23 protein-coding genes are annotated in these 26531 nt (G+C 35.8%); 19 read left to right on the forward strand and 4 right to left on the reverse strand.

Annotated elements, in window-relative coordinates:
- The first annotated feature begins 24 nt into the window (after positions 1 to 24).
- Positions 25 to 846, forward strand: coding sequence for a rhamnulose-1-phosphate aldolase (gene rhaD / locus F5ESL0259_RS01735; RefSeq protein ID WP_122025694.1), 822 nt, complete (start codon positions 25 to 27; stop codon positions 844 to 846).
- A gap of 77 nt (positions 847 to 923) precedes the next feature.
- Positions 924 to 1691 carry a sulfite exporter TauE/SafE family protein gene (locus F5ESL0259_RS01740; protein WP_233557698.1) on the forward strand — a complete coding sequence of 256 codons (768 nt, stop codon included), beginning with the start codon at positions 924 to 926 and terminating at the stop codon, positions 1689 to 1691.
- Positions 1692 to 1786: 95 nt separating this feature from the next.
- On the opposite strand, the gene F5ESL0259_RS01745 is transcribed toward F5ESL0259_RS01740, so the two are convergent.
- Entirely contained in the window at positions 1787 to 2677 is an 891-nt protein-coding gene (locus F5ESL0259_RS01745; RefSeq protein WP_122025695.1) for an AraC family transcriptional regulator, read from the reverse strand.
- Between the two features lie 141 nt (positions 2678 to 2818).
- Here F5ESL0259_RS01745 and F5ESL0259_RS01750 point away from each other — a divergent pair, with 141 nt between their 5' ends.
- Together F5ESL0259_RS01750 and F5ESL0259_RS01755 are read left to right on the forward strand one after the other, a co-directional pair.
- Positions 2819 to 3994: an MFS transporter gene (locus tag F5ESL0259_RS01750; protein WP_122037283.1), complete on the forward strand. Its 1176-nt coding sequence runs from the start codon at positions 2819 to 2821 to the stop codon at positions 3992 to 3994.
- 5 nt (positions 3995 to 3999) lie between these two features.
- Positions 4000 to 6363 (forward strand): alpha-L-rhamnosidase, encoded by a 2364-nt coding sequence (locus F5ESL0259_RS01755; RefSeq protein WP_122037284.1) that lies wholly within the window; start codon positions 4000 to 4002, stop codon positions 6361 to 6363.
- Between the two features lie 340 nt (positions 6364 to 6703).
- On the opposite strand, the gene F5ESL0259_RS01760 is transcribed toward F5ESL0259_RS01755, so the two are convergent.
- On the reverse strand, positions 6704 to 7468 hold the full coding sequence (locus tag F5ESL0259_RS01760; protein ID WP_122037285.1) for a MerR family transcriptional regulator: 765 nt from the start codon (positions 7466 to 7468) through the stop codon (positions 6704 to 6706).
- Between the two features lie 130 nt (positions 7469 to 7598).
- Positions 7599 to 8561 carry a D-2-hydroxyacid dehydrogenase gene (locus F5ESL0259_RS01765; RefSeq protein WP_122037286.1) on the reverse strand — a complete coding sequence of 321 codons (963 nt, stop codon included), beginning with the start codon at positions 8559 to 8561 and terminating at the stop codon, positions 7599 to 7601.
- A gap of 565 nt (positions 8562 to 9126) precedes the next feature.
- Between F5ESL0259_RS01765 and phnD the strand changes: the two genes are divergently transcribed.
- From phnD to F5ESL0259_RS01840, 15 genes are all read left to right on the forward strand, one after another.
- Positions 9127 to 10056: a phosphate/phosphite/phosphonate ABC transporter substrate-binding protein gene (phnD, locus tag F5ESL0259_RS01770; RefSeq protein ID WP_122037287.1), complete on the forward strand. Its 930-nt coding sequence runs from the start codon at positions 9127 to 9129 to the stop codon at positions 10054 to 10056.
- Positions 10057 to 10348: 292 nt separating this feature from the next.
- The gene (locus F5ESL0259_RS01775; RefSeq protein ID WP_110445648.1) at positions 10349 to 11104 is read left to right on the forward strand and encodes a DeoR/GlpR family DNA-binding transcription regulator; all 756 of its coding nucleotides are present in this window, start codon (positions 10349 to 10351) and stop codon (positions 11102 to 11104) included.
- Between the two features lie 21 nt (positions 11105 to 11125).
- Positions 11126 to 11554 carry a galactose-6-phosphate isomerase subunit LacA gene (gene lacA, locus F5ESL0259_RS01780; protein ID WP_110445649.1) on the forward strand — a complete coding sequence of 143 codons (429 nt, stop codon included), beginning with the start codon at positions 11126 to 11128 and terminating at the stop codon, positions 11552 to 11554.
- A 12-nt stretch (positions 11555 to 11566) separates the two neighbouring features.
- Positions 11567 to 12142, forward strand: a complete 576-nt coding sequence (lacB, locus tag F5ESL0259_RS01785) for a galactose-6-phosphate isomerase subunit LacB (RefSeq protein WP_110445650.1) — start codon at positions 11567 to 11569, stop codon at positions 12140 to 12142.
- Positions 12143 to 12477: 335 nt separating this feature from the next.
- Positions 12478 to 12966, forward strand: coding sequence for a PTS sugar transporter subunit IIA (locus F5ESL0259_RS01790; protein WP_122037288.1), 489 nt, complete (start codon positions 12478 to 12480; stop codon positions 12964 to 12966).
- An 11-nt stretch (positions 12967 to 12977) separates the two neighbouring features.
- Positions 12978 to 13292: a PTS fructose transporter subunit IIB gene (locus F5ESL0259_RS01795; protein WP_045927619.1), complete on the forward strand. Its 315-nt coding sequence runs from the start codon at positions 12978 to 12980 to the stop codon at positions 13290 to 13292.
- Between the two features lie 20 nt (positions 13293 to 13312).
- Positions 13313 to 14731: a PTS transporter subunit IIC gene (locus F5ESL0259_RS01800; RefSeq protein WP_122037289.1), complete on the forward strand. Its 1419-nt coding sequence runs from the start codon at positions 13313 to 13315 to the stop codon at positions 14729 to 14731.
- 26 nt (positions 14732 to 14757) lie between these two features.
- Positions 14758 to 15003, forward strand: a complete 246-nt coding sequence (locus F5ESL0259_RS01805) for a hypothetical protein (RefSeq protein WP_233558034.1) — start codon at positions 14758 to 14760, stop codon at positions 15001 to 15003.
- 272 nt (positions 15004 to 15275) lie between these two features.
- A complete protein-coding gene (locus F5ESL0259_RS01810) occupies positions 15276 to 18884 on the forward strand; it encodes an SLAP domain-containing protein (protein ID WP_122037290.1) in 3609 nt (1202 codons plus the stop codon).
- Positions 18885 to 19514: 630 nt separating this feature from the next.
- Positions 19515 to 20231, forward strand: coding sequence for a GntR family transcriptional regulator (locus F5ESL0259_RS01815; RefSeq protein ID WP_122037291.1), 717 nt, complete (start codon positions 19515 to 19517; stop codon positions 20229 to 20231).
- Positions 20232 to 20255: 24 nt separating this feature from the next.
- Positions 20256 to 21422 (forward strand): SIS domain-containing protein, encoded by a 1167-nt coding sequence (locus F5ESL0259_RS01820; RefSeq protein WP_122037292.1) that lies wholly within the window; start codon positions 20256 to 20258, stop codon positions 21420 to 21422.
- Between the two features lie 162 nt (positions 21423 to 21584).
- Positions 21585 to 22073, forward strand: coding sequence for a PTS sugar transporter subunit IIB (locus F5ESL0259_RS01825; protein ID WP_110445656.1), 489 nt, complete (start codon positions 21585 to 21587; stop codon positions 22071 to 22073).
- Positions 22074 to 22083: 10 nt separating this feature from the next.
- The gene (locus F5ESL0259_RS01830) at positions 22084 to 23007 is read left to right on the forward strand and encodes a PTS sugar transporter subunit IIC (RefSeq protein WP_122037293.1); all 924 of its coding nucleotides are present in this window, start codon (positions 22084 to 22086) and stop codon (positions 23005 to 23007) included.
- A complete protein-coding gene (locus tag F5ESL0259_RS01835; protein WP_110445658.1) occupies positions 22994 to 23812 on the forward strand; it encodes a PTS system mannose/fructose/sorbose family transporter subunit IID in 819 nt (272 codons plus the stop codon). The genes F5ESL0259_RS01830 and F5ESL0259_RS01835 overlap by 14 nt, the downstream gene beginning before the upstream one ends.
- A gap of 63 nt (positions 23813 to 23875) precedes the next feature.
- Positions 23876 to 24277 carry a PTS sugar transporter subunit IIA gene (locus tag F5ESL0259_RS01840; RefSeq protein WP_122037294.1) on the forward strand — a complete coding sequence of 134 codons (402 nt, stop codon included), beginning with the start codon at positions 23876 to 23878 and terminating at the stop codon, positions 24275 to 24277.
- Between the two features lie 69 nt (positions 24278 to 24346).
- On the opposite strand, the gene F5ESL0259_RS01845 is transcribed toward F5ESL0259_RS01840, so the two are convergent.
- Positions 24347 to 26365 (reverse strand): hypothetical protein, encoded by a 2019-nt coding sequence (locus tag F5ESL0259_RS01845; RefSeq protein WP_122037295.1) that lies wholly within the window; start codon positions 26363 to 26365, stop codon positions 24347 to 24349.
- Positions 26366 to 26531 lie beyond the last annotated feature (166 nt).

Genomic DNA, 26531 nt, shown 5'->3' on the forward strand with positions numbered 1-26531 from the left:
AAGAAAGTTTCTGGAGATTAAATAATGGCTAAGTTTATCAATTCAACATTTGTTAAAGATATGTGTAATATCACTCGTCAAAGCTATGACAATGGTTGGGATGAGCGCAATGGCGGTAATATGAGTATCCGTATTATTCCTGAAGAACTAAAGGAATATGAAGACGTTAAAGAAGTAAAAAGAGTTTTTGATCTTGGCTTTGACGCTAGTTGTTTGAAGGGGCAGTATTTTCTAGTCACAGGCACAGGACGCTATTTTAGGAATGTTTTCCAAAATACCGAAAAAGATTTGGGTTTAGTTCGTATTAGTGCTGATGGCCAAAAAGGTGAAATTGTTTGGGGTTACACTGATGGCGCTTTGCCCACAAGTGAATTTCCAACTCACTTAATGAATCACTATGCTCGTTTAAAGCTCGATCCCAGGCAAAGAGTAGTTATGCACTGCCACCTAACCAACTTGATTGCAATGTCATTCACTCAGCCACTTAATGAAAAGTATTTCAGTAAAACTATTTGGAAGATGCAAGCTGAATCAATGCCAGTTTTGCCAGAGGGGATAGGAATTATTCCTTACGAAACACCTGGTACTACAGTTATTGGTGAGCACACAGCAGCTAAAGTTGCGGATGGCTTTAGAGTTGTTATGTGGCCACACCATGGCATATTTGCAGTGGGTGACACACCGGATGAATGCTTCGGTTTAATTGAAACTGTTGAAAAAGCGGCTACTATCTTTACAGCGATTCAAGCGCAGGGTGGTAACAGGTTAGACGAAATAACTGATAAGCAATTGGTGGAAATTGCCAAGTATTTCCATGTTACGCCCAGGGAAGGGTTTTTAGATTAAAAGCAAAATGAGTTGAGTATAAAAGAAAGTCGGAGTTAGTTAGCTTCGACTTTCTTTGTGTAAGGGAGATAACAATTATGAGTATGCCAATATTAGTTATTTTTTTAATTTTGATGGGTATCATTTCTGGCATTATTTCTGCCATTGCCAGCATGGCATCTTTAGTATCTTATCCAGCCTTATTAATAGCGGGTTGCTCACCAATCGCAGCAAACATCACAAATACAGCCGCTTTAATTTTTACGGGCCCTGGTGTACTTTTAGCTTCTGCCAAAAAAATGAAAGGCCATTGGCAAGAGTTCAGCTTCTACTGTCTTTTCTTGTTATCTGGCGCGGTGGCAGGAGGACTGCTTTTAATCTCTTTTCCTGGAAAAGTCTTTGAAAAAATAGTCCCGTTTCTGGTGCTTTTATCTGCGGTTGGTTTAATAATGACAAGTGGCAAAAAAAGTAGTGAGAATCAACCAAGAAAAAGAACTAAAGGAAAAATTTTGGGGGCTTATATTGGTTTATTTCTAGGAGGGGTTTACTCTGGTTATTTTGGAGCTGCTGCTGGTGTAATTCATTTGATTTGCATTAATTATCTATCTGATGATGAGTTTTATACTATTAACGCTATGAAAGATCTTGTAGGTGCTTTAGCAAATTTAGTAGCCTTAATTGTTTTTATTTTTGGTGCTCATGTCAACTGGATGATGGCCATATTGCTAGCAATTGGCTTATTTATCGGTGGCTATATAGGTCAATATAGTATCAAGTTCTTGTCTTTAAAGATTGTATCTTGGATTACCTTTGCTTTTTCAATTGTTTTAGCAGGTTGGTTATTTTATACTGCTTATTTTGCCTAATATGAAATTTTTCCACTTAAGGACTTATAAAAACAGTGAGTTAAGTACGAATTTGGATACTTAATTCACTGTTTTAATTTAAAAAAGTTCATAGTTTATTTAACTGTTTTGCGAAATTGGTCGGGAGTAACATTATTCTGCTTTTCAAATGTTTTAAAAAAATAGCTAACACTTTTATAACCCACCAGCCTTGAAATTTCTTCAACTGAATAATTAGTTTCTGATAAATATTTTTTAGCTTGTTTCATCTTTTCTTGCATAATAATTTTTTTAATAGTTAGTGCAGTATGCTTTTTAATGTATCGTGATAAGTAAGCCGTACTGTAGCCAAAATTTTGGGCTAATTGTTGCACAGTAACAGTTTGAACGTTATCTTTAATGGCCGATATTACTTTTAAACTTAGGCTATCGATTCCAGTGTAAGAATAATAATTTTCATGGCTCAATTGGTCAAAAAAGATGAGCAATAACCCCAGCATTGCGTAATTATAATGATAATTATTGGTAACATATTCAGATAAAATTCCGTTAATTATAGGTAAATATCTAGATAAGCTGGTAGGGGAAAAATAGAGGTAACTGTTATTACCTTTATCACAAAGAAAATTACATAAATAATTGTCTTGCTGTAAAAATTCAGCAAAAACACCACCTGCAAAAATTTCCGGTTTAATACAAATATTGATTACTTGTGCCTTAGGATCTTTGACCTTTAATGAGTGTGCACTATGTAAATTCATTAATAACAACGAATCAGGAAGTAGGTAGATATCTTTATTATTAATATTGCTAATAGCAATGCCGTTAGTAATAAAAACAAATTCATAAAAATCATGTTTATGAAAGGGTACAGGAATATCTAAATCGTGGCTTACCACAAAGATTTTTTCAGAATTTGGTATATTGCTTGAACGAACCAAATTTGGAATTTTAAAAAAATCATTTCTTGAAAGCTTAGGCAATTTATTAGAATCAATCAATTTCATTTTTGTTAATCCTCAATGTCATAAAAACACACAAACTTATCATAGCACAGTATTGTAAGCACTTACAATAAGCTGTTAATATGACCATGGATTAAAGAGATAGGCCTATTAATGAAAGTTATTATGTAAGAGGTATTCGTTATGAATAAAACAAAAATGAAAATAAGTATTCTAAGTATGAGCTTGCTAACAATGAGCTTCTTAGTAATCACTAACCCATTTGGGGCGATGACAAAGTCTTTTCCAGATGTTCCTGTCGCTAAAATTCAAATGATAGGAACAGTTCCTTCTTTAGGAACACTAATTGCCACAGTGGTAGTTGGAACTTTGGCCGTTAAATATTCAAAAAAATTGTTATCGTTAATTGGTTTGGGAATAGCTACGTTGGGCGGTTTATTACCGCTATTAGTTCATAGCAGCATTGATGTTTTAATCGGATGTGCTTTTATTCTGGGATTTGGCTTAGGCTTTGTTAACACCTTAATTCCTATGCTCATTTCAATCTTTTTTGAAGGAGAAGAAAGAAATGCAATGATGGGTAAGAATACAGCGATGAATAGTTTAGGCTCTATTTTAATGATGCTTGGCGGTGGACTTTTAGGAGCTAAGAATTGGGTTAATTCTTATTGGGTATTTCTTTTAGGTATATTTGTTTTTCTCCTAGTGCTGTTTGCCTTACCGAATGATAAAGTAGACCGTAGTGAAAAGAATGCTAGCGGCAATATTTTTGGGATTTTAAAACATTTAAATGGATATGTCTGGCTGATAGGATTTGTTACTCTTCTAATGGGGATACTTTATACAATCTATCCGACTAACCTGTCAATTATTATTGGACAAAAAGAACTAGGTAGTACTAGTATTACGGGTATTATCAATGCTGTCGGCACAGCGGGCGGTTTTATTGCCGGCTTTAGCTTAAAGTATCTGAACAAAATATTTAAAGACAAAATAATTGCTGGTGGTTACATTACTTTGGTAGTTACCTTCTTACTGGGAAGAATTGCCAATAACCTTATTTTAATTGGTATTGGCGGTGTTCTTTCAGGTTTTGCCATGTCTATGATTATGTCCACAATTCCGTTTTATATGTCTGTCCTTTCACATAAATATGAATTAGCAGTATCAATGATGCTTTTCCAATTTATGAATTCCATAGGAGGTTTTATTAGTCCTGTATTACTAAATTTACTTCACATTAAAGTTGGTGAAAGTTCCTTTACTTTTGGGTGTGTAAGTTGCTTTGTAATTGGTATTATTTGTATTTTGACAAATCTTGGTAAAAAAGTTTTGTCTAATTCTGTCAAAGAGGGATAGTAGAAATGGTTAAAAATAGTGAAGATAAATGGTTAGGAAAATGGATAAGTTCAGATTTTGCTGAGGTTAGTAAAGAACCAGAGTTTTCTTTAGCTGACATGTTTGGTGGCAAAAAGGCACCAGTTCCCAAGCCTGTTGCTGAACGATTACATGCGCCAATAGTTTTTAAGAAAATTTTTAATATAGCTAAAACTATTAATTCTGCCAAACTAGAGATTACTGCACAAGGCTTGTATCAAGCATATTTAAATGGTCAGAAGATTGGTGATGCCGTCTTTACGCCAGATTATACACAATACCAAGAATATTTACTATATCAAACTTATGACATAAAAGATCTATTAGTCAGTGGGCAAAATGTGTTGACAGTAGTTGTAGCAGATGGTTGGTATGCTGGTAGAATCGCTGTTTCAGGCGAAAGTTGTCAGTTTGGTGATCGGTTAGCATTACTAGCTGACTTAACTGTTGAATATGAAGATCACAGCTATTTAAAAATTGGTACTGATTCGTCTTTTTCGGTCGGTACCGGCAAGTGGCGTTATGCAGATGTCGTTATCGGTGAAAAGCAAGATCTGCGCATTAAAAATGAGTTAGCTACTAATACTCCTTTTGCTAAAAGAGCAGAAGTGATCGATGCAGATTATGAGCGCTTAGCCCCACAATTTGGCCCGCTGGTAAAACGAATGCAAACTTTAACAGCAAAAAAGATTTGGCAAGAAGAAAACAAGTTAGTAGTTGATTTCGGTCAAGTTATAACGGGACGAATTCGGCTAACAGCTACTTTTAAAAAGGATGTCGATATTAAGATTGAACATACTGAAGCTTTGGATCAGGATGGCCATTTTTTTAAAAATATTATTGGTCGTAATAAGGATCAGGAAGATCATGTGATTGGTGCTGGGAAGTTGGCAACTTTCGAGCCTGACTTTACGTATCATGGCTTCAGATATATTAGGATCACTGGCCTTGAGCAAGCAGATATTCAAGATTTGACTGCGATAGTTATTTTTAGTGATATGAAAAGAACTGGTGAGATAAGTACTTCTAACCGGCAAATAAATCGTTTACTACAAAACATTAAATGGAGTCAACAGGGAAACATGTTGTCTATTCCAACTGATTGCCCGCAGCGTGAACGTGCTGGTTGGACCGGGGATATGCAAGTCTTTGCACCAGCTGCTACTTTTTACTACAACGCAGAAAATTTGATCCGTCGCTGGTTAAAAAACGTACGTATTGATCAACAAAAAAACGGGGAAATTATTGACTACTCACCGGCTCCTGCCAGCTTTTATCAAAGCACGTTAGATTTTAAAGGCAGCTTAAGTTCAGCTGGTTGGGGCGATGCAATTATAATGGTGCCGTGGACTTTATATCAAAGATATGGTCATAAAGAGGTTTTGACCGAAAATTATGCTGCGATGAAGAAGTGGCATAATTATAGTGTCAAAAGTGCTGCCGGTGATAAGAGTGGCAATGATCGCTACATTTGGGATACTACATTTCATTATGGTGACTGGATGCTTCCAAGCATGATGATTGGAGATCCTAATCCAATGAAATCTGCTGCAGCAACCAAAGACGTGGTTGCTACTGCTTTTCTGGCTCATTCTGCAGATCTTCTTGCTAAAATAAGTAATGTTTTAGGTGAAAATGGTGACGAATATATTGCCTATTCTAATAAAGTTAAGCAAGCCTTTACTGAAAAATTTGTCAAAGACGGGAAATTAACCAGCGACTATCAGGGATGTTATGTTCTGGCCTTAGCATTTGATATGATTAGTGATACTAATACGAGAAAGAAATTACTAAGTAGATTAGTGGCATTAATTCATAATAATCATGACTGCCTGGATACAGGGTTTTTATCTGTTCCTTATTTGCTGGATGTATTAGTTGATAATGGAGAAACTGATTTGGCCAGAAAGGTCTTTCTCCAGAATAAATGTCCGTCTTGGTTATATGAAGTTGACCATGGTGCAACAACTATTTGGGAATCATGGGCAGGAATTCAACCAGATGGTAAAACAGGAACATTTTCGTTCAATCACTATGCGATGGGGTGTGTTCTTGACTGGTTTATTAGAAAAGTTGTTGGTTTAAATGAGATTAAGCCCGGATTTAAGGAAGTAGAAATTAAGCCTCAGATAAAAGGTATTGTTGATGACTTCCAAATGAAGTACTTAAGTGAAAATGGCTTGATTACAATAAAATTACTGAATGGAAAATATGAATTTACTATTCCTGAGGGTTGTCAAGCTATAGTATATCTTCCAGATCCTGCTGGCTTTTTAGAGAAATACCCCGAAGCAAAAACTCAAAATACCGGAATTAGTGTAAAACCGGGTACTTATCAATGGGAATATTAATATAAAAATAAAGGATTGGTCCAAAATGGTGGGCTGATCCTTTATTTTTATGCGATTTTTCAAGAAGTTTAGCATCTTTAAGAACATATGTACGATAATTTGCTTATATAATTTTGTAATTTTATATGATAGCTGGCATTTATGAAATGAAAACAGACTTTTTCAGATAAAGTTTTTAAATATGATCAGGAATTAGGTAATGTAAAAATTGATTTACCTGATTCTTATAAATTAATTAATCCTTATAGTGGCAGAAACAAAAACCTTTCAAAACAGTTCTTAATGAACCTGTATCTGAAAGGTTTTATTTTGGAATTCTACTTCTAAAGATTAAAAAAGTTTACGCGTAATAATCAATAATTGCTTTCAATATTTTCGCAGCGTCAGGATTACCAGTGCCTTCTGCATAATATTTGTTAAAGCGTGTGTCGCAGACATACATTCGGGCAAGATTCTTGTGGGCTTCTGCCGAATATTGGCCTTTAGGCCAAATTGTCAGTAAATATTCTTTATGTAAGTCGAAAAGGTGCTTGGCAGCAGCTAGTTTGATATCAGTAGTCTTATTAAAGTTCTTTAGTTCAGTTAAAATTTCCGCACTCAGTTTTTTGAAATGTGCTAATTCATCTGCAGATAAAGAACTGAACTTTTCATTACTAAGATCTATTTGAGCATCCCCGTATTTCTTCCTGATTTCCGAACCGTATTGTTTTTCATTTTTGCTAATCATTTCTTTTTTTAATGTGGCAAATTTTTCCGTGTCAGTCATTTGTGCTTCTCCCTTCATTGTTGCAAGTGTCTTGTCTAAATTCCTAATCAAATCATCTAGATATTGCTCTCGAGCAACTAATTTGCCCCGCTGATTTCGTAAAACTTGATATTGAGTTTCCGGTGAAGTCTGCATTACCTGTTTTATTTGTTCCAGTGGCAAGTCAAATAGTTTTAAAAATAGAATTTTTTGCAATTGGTCAACTTCACTTTCTTCATAATAGCGATAATTATTTTCGGGATTCCTGCGCGCTTTTAAAAGTCCCTGCTTATCGTAATAGCGTAAAGTTCGTGTTGAAATGCCAGCTAGTTTTGCTAGTTCATTGATAGAATATGACATGTTTAAACTCTCCTCACTTGCAAAATTAAGTATATTGGTTGACGTAGCGTCAAGGTCAAGCACGGAAAATGATTTTTGAGAATAAAAAAGCCAGTATTTAATCAGAATACTGGGTTCTTGGCTATGATTTTTAATTTACGACGTTTAATTTTTCACCTTTTAGAAATGCTTGCAGATTATCAACGACTATACCAAGCAAACGATTGCGGGTTTCGCGTGGTGCCCAAGCAATATGAGGGGTAATATAGCAGTTCTTAGCAGAAAGAAGTGGACTGTCAGCAGGAATGGGCTCTTTTTGGGCAACGTCAATCCCCACTGCAGCAATCTTACCTTCATTTAAAGCGTCTGCGACATCTTTTTCATTAATTAAACCGCCGCGAGCAGTATTAATTAAAATGACGCCGTCCTTCATTTGACTAATTGCCTCTTGATTAATCATTTCCGTAGTTTCTGGAGTTTGCGGCACGTGTAAACTGATGATATCTGCTTTTTGATAAAGTTCGTCAAGTTCAACCTGCTTAACGTAGTCTGGTAAATCTGATTTTGGCCGATGGTTCCAAAAAATCACATTCATAGAAAAAGCATGACCGATTTCTGCCACTTTTTTAGCTATATGACCGAAGCCAATAAGTCCTAATGTTTTACCTTTCAATTCCATTAGCGGTTTAGCCCAAAAAGTAAAATCAGGGTTGCTGCTCCAGCGACCTTCATGGACTAATTTATTATGTAAGCCAACTTGACTGGTAATTTCAAGTAGCAAAGCAAAAGTAAATTGCGCAACGGCATCAGTACCATAAGTAGGGATGTTAGTTACAGGAATGCCAACTGCACGAGCTGCATTGGTGTCAACAATGTTATAACCAGTAGCAGTCACGCCAATGTATTTAACGTTGGGCGCAGTCTGAAGGACTTTTTCGTCAAGGGGCGTTTTGTTAGTCAAAACAATTTCAGCATCCCCAATCCGCTTTAAAATTTCATCATCGTCGTCCACTGGAGTCCGGTCATAAAATTTGCATTCACCTAATTTTTCAAGCGCTGACCAATCTAAATCACCAGGATTGAGAGCATAGCTATCTAAATTAACAATCTTCATATCTTTGACCTCACATTATTATATCTGTACTTCTTAAGTTTACTACATATTTTATGCATAACGATAAATTGTGGGACAATCAAAAATGGAGAAATTGAGAGGTAATAGTGACTGTATCTCTATCCTTATTAATTTTGCTACCTTATATCAAATTGAATATTGCAAGTTTAAATAAGATGTTATGATTTGTAGAATTTTAAAAATTTAGAATATTTGAATTGAACTAGAGTAGTAGTTATTACTGATACATGAAAATATCTTTTGATTAATAAAGCGCTTTCTTTTTTTAAAATGAATAAAAGAACAATTTTTTAAAGAAAAACATCTGTTATAACTCTTAATATTGTGCTATTATTTTTATATAATAAGAAAGAGAGGTAGTTTTCTTCATATGCATGTATTAACTCAAATTTGTGAGTCTTTTACAATGGGGAAAGTGCGGCTTTCTTATCTATATAAATTGTTGCTGCTGTTTTTTAATATGATCAATAATAGACTTAGCTTGATACATTAGTATTATGCTAAGTCTTTTTTGATTGCAATATTTCCAGTTTAGGAGGAAATCATGCCAAAATTTAAAAAGTTTTTAGTTGGTGCTATTGCAGTTTTAGGTACAGCTTTACTTGCCGGATGTTCTAATTCAGCAAAAAAGCAAAATGATAGTGGTACACCAAAGTCTCTCAATGTACAGTTCGTACCCAGCGTTTCTGCGAATACGCTAGAAACTAAGGCAAAGCCATTAGAAAAAATGTTATCCAAGCGTCTAGGAATTCCAGTCCATGTTTCGGTTTCAACTAGTGGTAATGCGTTGGTAGAAGCAATGAAGTCTAAAAAAATAGATGTCGGCTTTTTACCAGGGGATGACTATGTGCAGGCTCACAAACAGCATGCAGCTGATGTTTTATTACAGTCAGAGCGTTTTGGCTTAAGCAGACCGGACGGCAACTGGACTAAAAAACTAGTTCATACTTTCCATTCCGAGATTTTAGTTAGAAAGGACTCTGGCATTAAGAGTTGGAAAGATCTTAAAGGTAAGAAAATTTCAATTCAAAGCCCAACCTCAACATCTGGTTATATTTTCCCAATTGCTGAATTAAAACAGAAGGGTTTGGATGTTCCTCGCAGCTGCAAATTAGTTACTACCACTGGGCACGATCAAGCCGTACTTAATGTCTTAAATAAAGACACTGATGCTGCTTTTGTTTTTGAAGATGCCCGCAACAATGTAATCAAGGATAATCCTAAGATTAAGTCTCAAGTAGTGCCAATTTACTATACTCGTGCTATTCCCAACGACACTATCTCAGTTATTCCTAGTTTGTCAAAATCCTTCCGGGAAAAATTAGCTAACGCATTTATTGCAATTGGCAAATCTAAAGAAGGTAAGAAAGTAATTGAACGTGTTTACTCACATGAAGGATATGTCAAAGCCAAAGATAGTGACTATGACACTGTGCGCAAATACGAAAAAATTTCTCAGTCAATTTCCAAATAGTCGGATTATTAATTAATAGTAAATGCATCTTTTCAGTTAAAAGTGAAATAGATGCATTTTTTGTGGATAAAATATAAACTAAATTCAGATAAAAATAAGTTTTTTTAATAATTGCGATCTTAATTTTGTGAAAAAGCTCCAAATTGTTTTAATTAACTTAAATGTAAATTGCAACCTTTTTAGTTCAGACTATAGCTATCGAACAATTTCAAACATTGACAAACAAAAGCTAACAACTATAATAAAAATGGACTAAGTTAGTTGCTTAATCTAGTTAAGAAGTAGGTTACTAATGTTAAAGAGTGAAAGACTGAAAACTATCTTACAAGTAGTAAAAACTCAGAAATTTGTTACAGTTGATGAATTGGCACGGGCTTTAAAAGTTTCGGATATGACAATTAGAAGGGATCTCAATGAATTGCATAAAGCAAATAAAATTTTGCGCATTCATGGTGGTGCTCAGTTATTATCTGATCAGATTCGGACCGAAAAAAGCTACCAGCAAAAACGGGAAATTCATAGTAAAGAAAAGTATGAAGTAGCTAAAAGAGCTTGTAACTTAATCCACGAAAATGACTCAATTTATGTCGGCCCGGGAACAACGTTAGAGTTACTTGTTGCTAACCTAAAAGTTAAGCATTTGAGAATAGTTACTAATTCATTACCAGTATTTGAAGCTGCAAAAGATAATATGAATGACTATGACTTGATTATGGTTGGCGGCTCATATAGAAGAATAAGTGGAGCTTTTGTGGGTGCTTTAGCTAACAATGAGTTAAAAACTATGTCTTTTTCTGTTGGTTTTGTCGGCGTTAATGGCATTAATGATACTTCTTTGACAACTGCTAACTTAGAGGAGGGTCAAACCGAAGGTATTGGATTAGACCGTTCTCAAATAAAATTTGTTGTCGCTGATTATACAAAGTTGGATCACAGTGATTTTCACCAATTTTACGATTTGCGCAATGTGGATGGACTAATTACTAACCATGGAATTGAACCTGAGTTGGAAAAGCATTACAGCCAGTTTACGACTATATATAAATAGTTTTTGAGAGGAGATTTGACTATGAAGGTTGTCATTGGTAGTGACAAGGCAGGTTTTGCTTTAAAGGAAAAAGTAAAACAATATTTGCAAGCACACCATTATGATGTTTTGGATGTTACACCGGAAGCCGCAGAGGACTTTGTTGAATCGAGTTTAAAGGTGACTCATGAAGTCTTAGATAATGGTATCAAAAAGGCCATTATGTTTGACGAATACGGTGTAGGCTCGGCTATGGCTTCAAATAAAGTTAAGGGCATGGTTACAGCAAACGTCAATGAAGAAAGAACTGCACATATGACCGCTATGCACAATGGTGCAAAAGCAATTGCGTTAGGTAGCGGCATCGTAGGTGAAAAACTAGCTTATTCAATTGTGCAACATTATCTAGATACAGAATATGCTGGCGGACGCCATCAGGTTCGCTTGAATATGCTTGAAGAAATGATTTAAGGAGGCTTACTAATGTTAGATAATGATAGACCACAACCAGAATTTGTTGATCCCAAAGTTGACAAGCATACTGTTATTGCCTTAGGAAACGATCATATTGTAACCTCTGTTAAAATGGCCATTTCTGATCATTTAAAAGAAGAAGGATACCAAGTCATTGATGAAGGTACTCATGACAATACTAGAACTCACTACCCAATTTATGGTAAACGCGTAGCTGAAGATGTTGCCGATGGTCGTGCAGATTTAGGTATTGTTCTTTGTGGTACTGGTATCGGCATTTCTACTGCTGCTGATAAGAACGAGGGAGTTCGTGCGGCAATGGTAGGTGATGTTGCTCAAGCTGAATATGCTCGGCGTGAATTGAACGCCAATATACTAGGTTTTGGTGGTATTGTTTTAGGGCGTGACTTTATTTTTGATATTGTCGATTCATTCTTGAATGCTAAATATGAGTCTACCCCAGAAAGACAAAATTTAATTGCCAAAATAGACGGTATTGCTAAACCAAATCCTGATCAAAAGGATAACGTACACTTCTTTGATGAAGAAAATAAGAAGTGGGCTGAAGGCGTATACCACGACTAATAGCTAAATAATAATCTAAAAATTTAAAGTTTTAATCGCACACAAAAACCATGACTTAAAAAAGTCATGGCTTTTATTATTCAAAAATATTTTTTTATTTAATTCATAAACATGAAATTTTTGCAAAGATACTATCAAATAACTGTTCACAACAAGTTAATTCTCTTAAAAATTGCTGAAAATACAATGATTTAAACGAAATTTTCAGTTTATTTTTTGAAAAAGCGTTTGCATTTTTCTTTGCCATTAAATATAATAGCAATAGACAAGCGAACAAAAATTAACATATTCAAACAAAAGCGAAAACTTGTCTATTGTTAAGGAGGACCTAATTTGTGAAAGAAAATAACTTGTTTTCTGCGAATGCAGTGTTTGTAAGTGATGCAACAGATCCAACCACAATTTTTAAGGAGGTTTCAGCTAAATTACTTACTCTTGATTTGGTTAACGATGGCTTTTTCAATGGAATTAACCAGCGTGAACAACAATACCCAACAGGAATAGATACTTCGCCAATTGCAAAGGAATTGCCTAATATTGCTGTGCCGCATACTGAAGGAGAGTTTGTCAATACTTGTTTGATAGTACCTGTTGCTTTAAAAACACCAGTACCTTTTAAAAATATGATTGCACCTGATCAAAGTTTACCGGTAAAATTTCTGTTTATGATTTTGAATAACAATCCCGAAGGACAAGCAAACATTTTAGCACAGATTATGGACTTTCTTAGACTCACACCAGTTTCAAAGTTACAAGCATTATTTAATCTTACTGAAACTGATAAAATCTATCAGTTCTTAAGTAAGAATTTTAGTCAAAAGTAGGAGGGCTTTTTATGAGCAGAGAAGTAAAATTTATAGCTGCATGTGGCGCTGGAGTAAATTCATCTCACCAAATTAAGGATGCAGTTGAGGAAGAAATGAGAAAGCGGGGTTATAACGTTAAAGTTGATGCCTATATGATTAAGGATGTCAATGAGGATCTTTTATCACATTATGATGGCTATTTGACAATTGCTAAGACCGATCTTTCTTTTAAACCAAAAATTCCGTTAATTGATGCCGGAGCAATTTTATACCGTATACCAGCCATGGCCAAACCAGTTTATGACAATGTTGAAAAAGTTGTTAAAGAAATTAATGCTAAATAAGATTTCAAGAGGAAATAAAAATGAATGGGATAATTAGTTTCGCTAACTCACTTTTTAAACCTTTAATTGATATGGGTGCGGCTACAATAATGTTAATTGTTCTAACATTAATTGCAGTACTGTTTCGTGTCAAGTTTACTAAGGCCTTAGAAGGTGGCTTGAAATTAGCTATTGCTATTACGGCGATAGGTAATGTTATGAACATGCTGACTACAGCATTTCAAAAGCCAATGATGCAATTCGTTAAGCACACTGGCATCCACATGGATATGCAGGATATGGGTTGGGCACCACTTGCTACTATAACCTGGGGTTCACCTTATACCTTGTTTTATCTATTGGTTTTAATTATTTTAAATGTTGTTCTGCTGGTATTAAATAAGACTAACACGCTTGATGTAGATATCTTCGATGTCTGGCACTTAGCATTTGATGGTTTGTTCTGTGTATATGTCGGTGCTCCTCTTTGGTTATCAACTTTGTTAGTTCTTTTCATTGGCACAATGAAAATTATTAACTCTGACTTAATGAAACCAACATTTAATGACTTATTAGATGCTCCTGACAGCAACCCTATGACCACTACTCACATGAACTATATGATGAATCCTATCATCATGGTGTTTAACAAGTTCTTTGACAAATGTCTGCCTTGGCTTGATAAATTTGACTTTGATTCTACTAAACTGAATGAAAAAATCGGTTTCTGGGGCAGTAGATTCGCTATCGGTGTTTACCTTGGTGTGTTTGTTTCCTTACTAGCCGGCAATAATTTTGCGACTGAGCAGGGCTGGAAGGATATGTTCACATTATCGTTTATTGGTGGTTCATGTATTGAATTATTCTCTGTGATTGGTTCCTGGTTCATTGCTTCTGTAGAACCTTTATCACAAGGTATTGCTGATTTTGCTACTAAGAAGTTCTCTGGTCGTACCTTTAATATTGGACTTGACTGGCCATTCTTAGCTGGTCGTTCTGAAATTTGGGCAGCCGCAAATGTTTTGGCTCCAATTATGATGCTCGAAGCAATGGTTTTACCTGGTAACAGATTAATGCCTTTAGGCGGTATTATTGCTATGGGTGTTACTCCAGCTTTACTAGTTGTTACTCGTGGTAAAATTATTCGGATGATTATTATTGGAACAATTGAATTACCTGTCTTCCTTTGGGCTGGCACTATGGTTGGTCCATTTGTTACCAACATGGCTCACTCGGTTGGTGCCGCTATTCCTGCACATACATTAGTTTCAGACACTACTATGGAAGGACCAGTTGAAAAATTCCTGGCTTACTTAGTTGGAAATGCCTGGAAACAGCAAGGAATGTTTATTGTTTATGCCTTAATTGCTTTAGCAGTATACCTTCTCTTGTTCATCTGGTATGCAAAACAAATGAAGAAGAGAAATGCAGAATATGCTGCAGCTAAGAAGAATAACTAGTCATTAATAATATTTTTTGCATAAAGGTGATCGAATTGAAAAAGACAAAAGTAACGGCTAAGGAAAAAGCAAGAAGGAATCGTATTCTTTTTTGGACAGTTGTTGTGATTGTGGTTAACTTGTTACAGATTTTACTTAAAAATTGGATAACAAACTTAATTGCCATGGTTGGTACAATTTATGCTTTATATCGAATCGTTGTTTTTGATAATCCTAAAAATCGCCTTAGTCAAAAATATTATGATTGGAAAGGCAATAAGTTAAGTAAATAAATAGTTAATACCATTAAGGGTTTTCTCTTAATGGTATTTTTTATTACCCGCACTTTTTTACTATTATTAAATAAAAATAAAATTGCAGCGAATTGTTTTCTCTGTTAAACTATGAATGGTATGAACCAGTTACTAAAGGAGGAGTAGTTAATGGTGAAATTACTTTATCGACAAGTAATTTTAGACTTAAAAAAATGTGAAACTTAAAGCCAAATTACCTAGCGTTCATGTCAATATAATGATTTATCATAATTATATAAGGGAGGACAAAAATGTTTGGAAAGAATAACTATAACGAAAGACTAAGAAAAATGGAAATGCAAACAAAGCAAGATAGATTTTCAATCCGTAAACTGACTATCGGTACTGCTTCTGTATTATTGGGTTTTACTTTTCTTGGGTTAAGTAGTCAAACTGTAAAAGCTGATAATGCTAGTTCAAGTAATGTTGTTGCAGATACACGAACAGTCAAAAAAGATAGTGTTAATGTTTTAGAGAATGATGATAGTCTTCAAGCTAAAGATAAAAAGACTAAAAATGAAGGCACTACTGATACAAAGAAATTTACTGGTGCTTCTTCCGGTCAAAGTGATATTGAGTCTGCTAGGAATACTAGTATAAATAATGTAAAAAGTGTAATGTCGTCAGCAGTTAGTCGTGTAATGGCAGCATATAACAAATTAAATCCAAATGAGCAAGCAAAAGTCAAAGAGTCTTTAAATAAATTTATTGATGAGATAAATGCAACTCAGAATGAAGCCGTTGAAAAAATTAAAAACTCTGGGACTAAAGATGATAGTGTGGCAATAGCCGAAAAGGCGAAGAGTAAATTTGACAAATTTGCTACAACTGCCGAGGTGCTTTTTGCAAAAACTGCTGCAATAGACATAGTTAATGATGTAGCACAGAAAGTTAAGAATGAATTAATTAAAGAATCCGATATAGAAAAACTGGAATCTATTACTCAAAATGCAAACGATGAGCTTACCCAAGCTGATGATGTTGGGAAAATAAATAATATTAGAGAAGAAGCAGTAAATAATATTAAAAAAGAAGTAGTCAATAATACTGTTAAGGCTAATTTTAATGCAGATTCAGCTGTAAAAGATGTTGATAAAGCAAAGGAGCAGAATAAGAATAATGTTGACAGTGCAGCTCAAGCAGCTATTAATCGGGTTAATGCAGCATACCGTAATTTGACATCTGCTGAACAGACGGCCAATAAAGGCACATATGATCAGGCTATTACAGATATTAACAATGCTCAAAAGTCAACTGATGACAAGATTGCGGCAGCGCTTTCTGAAAACGAAGTCACTGCAGTTGCCAGTGAAGGCACTGGCAATATTAACAGGCTGGCTAACACTGCGGAACTGGCTTTCGTTAAAATTACTGCTAATGATGCGGTAGAAGCTGAAGCGACAAAAGTTAAGAATAGCCTAAAAGAAATCGCAGATCGGAATAAAGTCGATGAAATCGTTGCTTATCGAAAAGAAGACATAGGAGCAGCAGAAAACGTTGACAATGTAAACAGAATAAAAGAGAATGCCATCAAGGCAATTGACAACGTCAAGAGCAAAGCCGAGCAGACAATTCAAAAGGCCAAAGAGACGAGCAAGGCCAGTGTTGATGAGCAGGCGGCTGCAGCTAAGAAACGGGTTCAAGATGCCTATAATAGTCTTACACCAGATGAGCAAAAGACGACAGAGATCCAAGCAGCATATAACGTAGCCAACAATGCCATTGATAAGGCAAAGAGCGTAGCAGAAGATGCAATAGCCGCTGCGCAAACCAATTCAGAAATTACGACAGCAGTAGATAAGGCAAATAAGGCCTTTACCCAAGCAGCAGCTGATGCCGAACTGACCTTTGCCAAGGTAGCTGCTACGGATATGATTGAAGCAGAAGCAGCTAAGGTCAAGAGCGGCTTAAAGAAGGAAGAAGACAAAACCAAAGTTGATAATATTGTAAGTCAAGCCCAAACAGATCTAGGGAATGCTGAGAGTGTAACTATAGTAGGATACATTAGAGACCAGGCAATCAGGGACATTGATAACGTTAAAGCTACAGCCGATGCAATTGAGATAATTGAGCTCGAGAATGCCAAGACCACTAACAAGGCTAATATTGACAAAGCAGCAGAAGCAGCGACGCAGCGTGTCAAAGATGCATATAATCGGTTAAATTCTACAGAAAAAGAGCAATTTAAGGCAGATTACAATAAAGCACTTAGTGAAATTGACCAAGTAAAGAACATGACTAACGCAGCAATTGCAGCAGCAGAAACAGTTGATGAAGCGGTAAATACAGCAACTAAAGGAAGTGCAAATATAAATAGTATAGCTGATAAGAAGGGGCTAGCATTTACGAAAGAAGCGGCAAAAGCTGCAATTAAAGAAGTGGCAGAAAATGCGAAGAGCGGGCTAAAGAAACAGGAAGACAAAGACAAAGTAGATGCGATTGTAGACCAAGCGAATAAAGACATTGACGCAGCAACTAGTTTGGAATCAGTAAATAGTACTCGAGATCAGGCAATCAATGATATCAAGGGAATTAAGAATACTTTGGATCTAAAACAAAGACTTATTCAAGCTCGAGAATCTGCGATTAAGGCCGTACAAAATAGATTTGGTAAAGACACTGATATTAGCTCTATAGTTGCAGCCTTTAATGATGCACAAATAAAGCTTAATGAAAAGCCACAAGATTTAACGACTGAACTCAATGGTGAAAAAGAGATTGCTCAGGGTGCTTTAACAGATGCTAAAACAGCCGCTAATAAGCTTGTTGATGGTCACTCGGACTATAGTGACACAGTAAAAGAACAGATAAAGCAACAAATCCAGAAAGACTATGATGATTTTTCTAATCGCGTAAAAGAAAGTGCGCCAGATAGTGAGCTAATAACGCAAATACGTGATGATAGTATAGATAAGTTATATCGTGATGCGACAGGAATCATCGTGAATAAAGTTGAAAATATTATAAATGGAGGAGGCAGTCAGGTAATACCAGTAACGCCTGCCCCAATATCAACTAATAAGCCTGATAATAGTAAAGAGCCAGAGCAAACAAAATCTGAAAAAGTAGTTTTAATGCATAATGCCTATCTATACAATAATAAAGGTCAGCGTGCAAATGGGATTACATTAGGAGCTGGTTCAGTTCTTGATACTTACGGTATTGAAACAATTAATGGGAATCAATATTATGTTTTAGTTGATAAGGGTGCTAATAATAAGAAGTACTATGTTGCAATTGGCAATGTTAATAGCACAGTACGAAAACTGAAGCACAATGCATACATTTACAACCAATATGGCAAACGGGTAAAGAAAGCAGGCAAACTAGAGGCAGGCAAAGCTATTCCCACTTATGGCAATAGTGTTAAGATTCGCGGTAAGAAGTACTTCATTATTGCAAAGAACCGTTATGTGAAAGTGGCTAATATTGCAAGTCAAGATGTAACTTTGAAACAAGCAAATGCCGGAGTGGTAGCTGGAGATCAGTCACATATGTTTGTCACCAAAAAGGTAATGCATAATGCATATCTCTATGATCAATATGGTGTTCGAGCTAACGGTTTGATTATAAATGCTGGTTCAATAGTTGCTGTCTCAGCTCAAAAAGTAATAGACAGTAAAATATATTATGTTCTAGAAGATGGTTTGTACATTGCGGCAGGTAATATTGATGCCAAGAAACTGAAATTGAAGCATAATGCTTATGTTTACAGTAAATATGGTAATCGCTTAGGTAAGAAAGTACTGAAAAAGCATCAAACAGTCAAGACTTACGGCAAACCAGTAAAGATAAAGGGCAAGAAGTACTACATTATGACAACAAGTAAATTTGTTAAGAAAGCAAATGTTAAAGGGTAGTTTATATTCTTAATAACAAAAAGGGTCTGGTAAAAACTATTTTTCCTTAGACCAACAAAAAGGCATTGAGCTACACAGTAATATAACCCCAAAATTTGTCCTAAATTTTGGGGTTATATCACAGTTCAGTGCCTTTTTCGTATTTATTTACCAACTTAAATAGATTAGAGACCAATTATTATGTCTCGTAGTTATGCCACAGATTAGACTGCTTTAGTCAATACACCCGATGGTTACAAGCGCTCCTCAATTATAGTTTTGACCTGAACATATTTTAAGGACCAGCATTTCAAAGTAGGACTGGCAAACACATCTATGACCAAGGTAAATTAAACTAGAGCCAGTCATCATGTATTTGAAGAACATTATAGCATGCAGCAAATCACCTTAAGGGGCAGGTAAATGTGGAAAATGATCTGGCCTTGATGCTTATGAGAATGAATTTGAAAAAAATGGGACAGAATAAAAACTAAAAAGGTCAATTAAGTCTTTAGTTAAATTCAGCCGCAAGTAAAGGTATAAACCTAATTTTTTTAAAATTTTTTCTTAAATAAATAAAAAATTGCAATGAACCGCTTTCTCTGATAAAATTTAAGTGGTATCAACCAGTTAACTGAGGAGGGGGAATTAATGGGGAAACCACTTTATCGACAAGTAATTTTTGACTTGGAGAAACAAATAAAAAACATGAAACCTAATACCAAATTACCCAGTGAAAGGCAACTACTTGTTAAATATGGGGTTAGTCGTAATACTATTAGGCTAGCATTACAGGATCTTGAAGAACGGGGACTGATTTATCGCCTTCATGGTAAAGGTACCTTTGTTTCAAGTACTTTTCTTAATCAGCCTAATATTGGGGGGATGTACTCTTTTTCGGAAGAATTAAAACGAAATGGCCAAAAGGCTTCAACTAAAAATCAAAGTTTAGACTTAATTATCCCGGATAAAAACATTGCAGCGCAACTAAATTTGGGACCAACAGAAAAAACATACAAGCTGGTACGTTTGCGTCTTGCAAATAATGAGCCGCGTATTTTCAGTACGTCTTATTTACCGGAAAAAATTTTTCCTAATCTTGCTATCGCAGATTTAAAATCCAAGCAACTTTATACTGTCATGAAAGAAAAATATGGCCAAATTAGTGTAATGGCGTTTGAGGACGTTGAGGCCGTTTGTCTTAATACAGAGGAGAGTAAAAATTTGGCAGAGAAAGTAGGCGCACCAAGTCTAAAAATATTCCGTAAAACTATTAACGATAAAAATGTACCAGTCGAATTTACAATTTCTTTGGCTAGAGGCGATAAATTCGTTTATCGTTCACGTCAATATAATGAATTGTCTTAGTTATATAAGGAAGGAAAAATAATAATGTTTTCAAAAACAGATGCAGAATTAGAAAAAATAGGCGCTAAAATTACTACTCGCGAAATCGAGCAGCAGCCTGAACTATGGGGACAAACATGGTCAATTTATCAGAATAATAAGGCAAAAATAACCGAATTTTTAGACCAAATTGAGAAGAAATGCGGTAAAGTCAGAGTTATTTTTACTGGTGCCGGCACAAGTGCATATGTTGGGAATACGATTATGCCATATTTACAAAAGCATGGTGACAGAACAAGATATGACTTTGAAGCAATTGATACTACTAAAATTGTCTCTACTCCGGAAGATTATTTGGAAAAAGATACTCCAACAATCCTGGTATCATTTGCTCGCAGTGGCAACTCACCTGAGTCTGTAGCGACTGTAGAGTTAGCTAAAAAGTTAGTTAAAAATTTATATCAAATAGCAATTACTTGTGCACCAGAAGGACACTTGGCACAAGACTTAAAAGGTGATCCTTCTGGATTAGTGTTATTGATGCCGGAAAAGTCACTAGATCAGGGATTTGCCATGACAGGTTCGTTTTCTTGCATGAGCTTAATGGCACTTCTTGTTTTTGATACATTGTCAGATGAGAAAAAAGAGCAGATCGTTAAGCAAATTGCTCAGATGGGTAAAAGCGTCATTGACCGTGAAAATGAAATTCAATCTTTAGTTGCTACTGACTTTGATCGAATTACTTATATCGGAAGTGGCAGTTTAGGAGGTCTTGCAGAAGAAACGCGGCTTAAGATTCTGGAATTAACTGCAGGAGAAGTGGCGGCACTATTTGATACATCGATGGGTTTACGTCATGGTCCTAAGTCATTTTTGGACAAAAAGACAATTGTTTTTGATTTTGTTTCCAATAATACTTATACCAGACAATATGATTTGGACATTTTAAACGAAATTAAAGATGACGAAATTGTACCGCTAGTAATGGCCGTGGGGCAGGAAAAAGAAGGACAAAACTTCTCAGGCAAATCATTTACGTTTACTGAAAAAGAATTGTTGCCAGATGCATATTTGGCTTTACCCGATGTAATGTTTGGTCAAACAATCGCATTATTAACCTCAATTAAGGTTAATAATAAGCCGGATACACCTTCTCCAACTGGCACAGTCAATCGTGTAGTTAAAGGTGTAACAATTCACGAATTCAAGTAATTTACCATTTTTGTAATTAAAAAGTATCATTATGCATATAAAAATCAGCATTTAAAATATAGCAAAAAAGATATTGACAAAAATTGGTTGGTACCTTATTATAAGTGCTGAAAGCGTTTTTGTTAATATTTAGATTTCCTTAAAAGAAATGGAGGAAGAAATATGAATATTGTGGGAGCAAGAGTTGATGAACGCTTGGTTCATGGTCAGGTGGCAAACTTGTGGACACCTCAGTTGCAAGTAGAACGAATTATTGTTCTTGATGAGAAGGCAGCTAAGGATGACATCCAAAAAAGCGGTTTGAGAATGGCTACACCTATGTCTACTAAGCTAAGTGTTTTACCAACTGAAATTGCTGCTGATCATCTTAAGAAAGATCGCTATAGAAAGCAGAGGGTGTTTTTGGTAGCTAAGAAGCCGGATAAGTTTCTTGAATTGCTTAACATGGGTATCAAGCTTGATACAATCAATGTTGGTAATATGTCTAAGCAAGATGATACTACTGAATTGACTAAGCAAGTTAATATCAATGAGCATGAAGCCGATGTTTTCAGAGAGATTTCTGGCAAAGGCGTTAACTTAATTGCCCAATTAAATCCTAGTGTTGAGTCACGGGATTTAATGAAATTGATTAATGAAAAGATGAAGTAGGAGGAGAAAAATGGCTTGGTGGCAAATATTACTGCTTACTTTGTATGCAGGATTAGAAATTTTAGATGAATTGCAAATTTATTCATCATTAAACACACCAGTTGGTGCTGGGTTGATCGCCGGTCTGATCATGGGAGATCTGCCTACCGGTCTGTTTATCGGTGCATCAATGCAGTTGACAGTTTTAGGTATCGGTACTTTTGGTGGTGCTTCAAGAATTGACGCTACTACCGGTACAGTTTTGGCTACAGCATTTTCAACTAGTATTAAAGGTATGAGTCCTCAAACAGCTATTTCTTCAATTGCTGTTCCAGTTGCTGCTATTATGATTGAATTGGACGTTTTGGCAAGATTCGCCAACACTTACTTTTCACACAGAATTGATCACTTGATTGATCAAGACAAGATTAATTATAAGGCTGTTGAAAGAAATGTTTTATACGGTGCAATTCCGTGGTCACTTTCACGTGCAGTTCCTGTCTTTATCGCATTGGCCTTTGGTCAGGGATTAGTACAGCAGATCGCAAATGCTTTAAATGGAGATCTGTTATGGCTTGGTAATGGTTTGACTGTTGCTGGTGCCACATTACCAGCAGTTGGTTTTGCTGTTTTGCTCCGGTACTTGCCAGTTAAGAGACATGCAGCATATTTGATCTTGGGCTTTACAATTACGACATTGTTCTCAGTTCTCTTTAGTGGTATGCAAGCTTTGGGTACAGGCTTAACAGCTGTTAACAAAGGCTTTACTACTATTTTCAATGGTTTACCAATGCTTGCAATTGCAATGCTGGGATTAGCTCTTGCAATTTTGCATTACAAGAATATTCCGCTAAATAAAGGTACTGCTCAAGCACAAAGTACTGAAAGTCAAAGTAATAATGCAAGTTCAAGCTCTGATGACGATGAAGGAGAGATTACTGATGACGAACTCTAAACCTAAATATAAATTAACTGAACAAGACTTCAATCAAATTAACCGTAGATCTTTGTTTGGCTTCCAGTTAGGCTGGAACTATGAAAGAATGCAGAATAGTGGTTATCTATACACTATTTTGCCCCAATTGAGAAAAATTTATGGCGATGATACTCCAGAGTTAAAGGAAATGATGAAGACTCACATGCAGTTCTTTAACACTTCTAACTTCTTTAATACAATCATCACTGGTCTTGATCTTGCCGTAGAGGAAAATGAGGGTATTGAAGGAAAAGACACCGTTACTGGTATTAAAGTTGGTTTGATGGGTTCATTTGCCGCAATCGGTGACTCTATCTTCGCTTCTTTAATTCCAACTATTTTTGGTGCTTTAGCTGCTTCAATGGCAACTCAAGGAAACCCAGTTGGTGTTATCATTTGGGTTATTGCCTGCCTTTTGATCTGTGTCTTCCGTTGGAAGCAACTGCACTTTGCTTATGACAAAGGTGTTTCTCTAGTTACTGACATGAGAGACCGTTTAAACGCTTTAACTGATTCCGCTACTGTTTTGGGTGTATTCATGGTTGGTGCCCTTGTTGCTACTATGGTTAACATTAAGTTTGCCTGGGCACCTCAAATTGGTAAAGTTACTATGAATGTTCAAAATAATTTGGACATGATCCTTCCTAAATTATTGCCAGCAGCTGTTGTAGGCTTTGTTTACTGGCTTCTTGGTAAGAAGGGTATGACATCAACCAAAGCAATCTTTATTGTTTTAATACTATGTATTGTTTTAGGTGGCCTTGGAGTTATCGCTAAGATATAATTAAATATAGTAATTGCTTTAAGTAAAGCTGATAGTATAAAGTGTTAAATAGAAAGATAAAGTATGGCAGAAAAAGAATTAATTTTAATTAGTCATGGCAAAATGGCTGAGGGCGTAAAAGCCAGTGCCGAATTAATTATGGGCGAACAAGAGCACGTACATACGGTATGTTTGCTTCCATCTGAAGGTCCTGATGATTTTAAGAAAAAATTTGAAGAGCAGATTTCAGGAATGAATATCGAAGATATTACTGTTTTCGCCGATTTAATGGGTGGAACTCCGGCAAATGTGGTTAGTCGTCTGATTATGGGTGGTCAAAAAATTCACTTAATCTCGGGAATGAATTTACCACTGGTAATTGAATGGCTCAACAGTCAAATGAGCGGTGCAGAATCCGATTATGTGACAGCAGGTAAAGCTGGTATCGTTGATGTTACTGCAATGTTAGCTAATATGAAAAAGTAGAATTTGAATAAAAAATAGCGTCTAGTTCTAAACAAAGAGACTAGGCGCTATTTTTGGCTTTTATTTAATTTAAAACAGTATTTGAATAGTTTCAAGTGGTGCTAAAGGCTCATCTATTGAAGCAATGCCATTTTCAACATTAATATGAATTTTTGTCTTCTTAACTGAATTACCAACTTTTCTAACTATCGTTGCCTCATTACTTACAAGTGGTGCTGCCAGATGCCATTTTATTTGCTGGTAACCATCTAATGTAAAGTTAGCGAGCCAAGCTTTTTGACCATTGTTTTCAACCAAGAGCTTGACGTTAGGCATTCCTATTAGGTAGTCCACAGGTTTAATGTTATCAAGCATTTGCTGGAGCAGTCCCTGCTTATACGTAATAAATTGGGAATCCCAACCGTGGCGTGGATCTTGATCCATAGGTAAAACAATAATATGTTGATCAATAACAGCCATAACGTTGCCCAATTTTTCATCAATCGAGTTGTATGCAAATGACCATACTTTTACATCACTTCGAGGCTGATATTCAATTTTCAAATAATTACCAGTATGTTGCAACATTGTTATTCGTGGATTTTTGACGCCATCAACAATGTGTCCATCAGCTTGTTCAAAGGATTGATAATTGGTGCGAACTGGATGCCACTCAGCATTTTTAACGTGCAATAAGTTACCCAAATTGCGGTCAAGCAAAACTTGCACGCTTTCGCCATCAAGCAATACAAAATTCTTTTTGAGCAATGCTGTAATTTGGTCATTTGTCAGATTACGTAAAAGTTGCCCAGAAACAGCAATTATTTCGTTTGTTAATGAAGTCTTTTGATTAACAGGTAAAATACTTGTAGCAAAACTAAAAGCACCTAGTAGACTAGCCCAGTTTTTTTCGTGGGGCAAAAGTTCTTCCACATTTTTGCCGGCAGTAGTTTGTAAGTGATAACTGGAATCTTGATCAACCAGAACTTTAATCCCTCTTAAATGGTTTAGCGGCAGGCGATTTTCTAATAGTTGATTAACGAATGGCTTGATGTCAGCAAGCATTTCAGCGTAATGCCAGCTTTCATTGATACCATTACCCATCATGTCATATAAGTTGAGTAGAATTCCCTGGCTTCCGATTAAAGCAGCAGTGACAATTTGAAAAGCAGTAAATGCATTTGATTTGACTAAAGGAGAATACATATAACTTTCTAATTCAGGATAGAGTTCAGCATTTTCTCCTAAAAAAGCAGCGGTAATACGAGTATACTCTTCAAAATTTCTACCATATGCTAGAGGCGCAACTTCATTGTAAGCAGGTAGGTGGGGCCGAGCCACCTTGGGATGACCTTCACCAGCTAAAGCCTTAAACAATTTTTCCCAATCACGACCTTCTAGAGCGTGCCAGTCAGGGTATGAAGTCATCTGTGCCAGATCTGTTTCGGGGCTGACTTCATGAACGGCTTGCTCAATTAGATGTTCATTTTCAATCATTTCTTGACGTGCTTGATCCAGGTAAATTTGGCGCTCCTTAGTGGGTTTTCCCGGTTGCAACATCTTTTTAACAAATTCAGCACGTGTTTCTTTTTTGCCTAATTTTTCATTATACAGTTGCATATGATAGTCGCAGAAACACATCAATTTTAAAGGGGTGTGATTATAGTGGCGAAAATCGTCTTCTAACCATAATCGACGGGGATGTATGCTGGCATACTGAGCATAAGTAGCAGCTAAATATTTGCGCCATGTAGGATCGGCAGGACAGGCCATATCCTTAGCCTTATTACCATCAATGTCAACAAAAGTATTGAAACCAATCGCAGGATTAACTTGATAGCCTCGATCGGAGTGCATAATAGTTGTCCACGGGTTTAAGCTAGTAGTTACACCTATATCAGATAATTTCTTTTGTAAAGGCTTAATGGCATCTAGCCAGACTTGTGTTTCTGCATTAGTTAAGTGACTGTGGTTTAATTCTTCCCCATTTATGAAAAAGGCTACATCATCAATTCGGCCTTTTTTAACAAAATCAATTAATTTTTCGTCTTTTGCTGGCGTATTTGTTCTTGGATCCAGCATATATCTTAATGTATAAATAAATGTCATATTATTGTTCCTATATAAAAATAACTGTATATCTTGTCTTAATTCTAGCATAATTTAAGGCTGTATACCTTGAGTTTTAAAGAGAAAGACAAATAAGTGGTTGGACAATAATTTTATATATAGCTATTTATCATTACCCTGATTTAGCATATAATCAATCCTATCA

The sequence above is a fragment of the Lactobacillus sp. ESL0259 genome (assembly GCF_003693045.1).
GTDB lineage: Bacteria > Bacillota > Bacilli > Lactobacillales > Lactobacillaceae > Lactobacillus > Lactobacillus melliventris.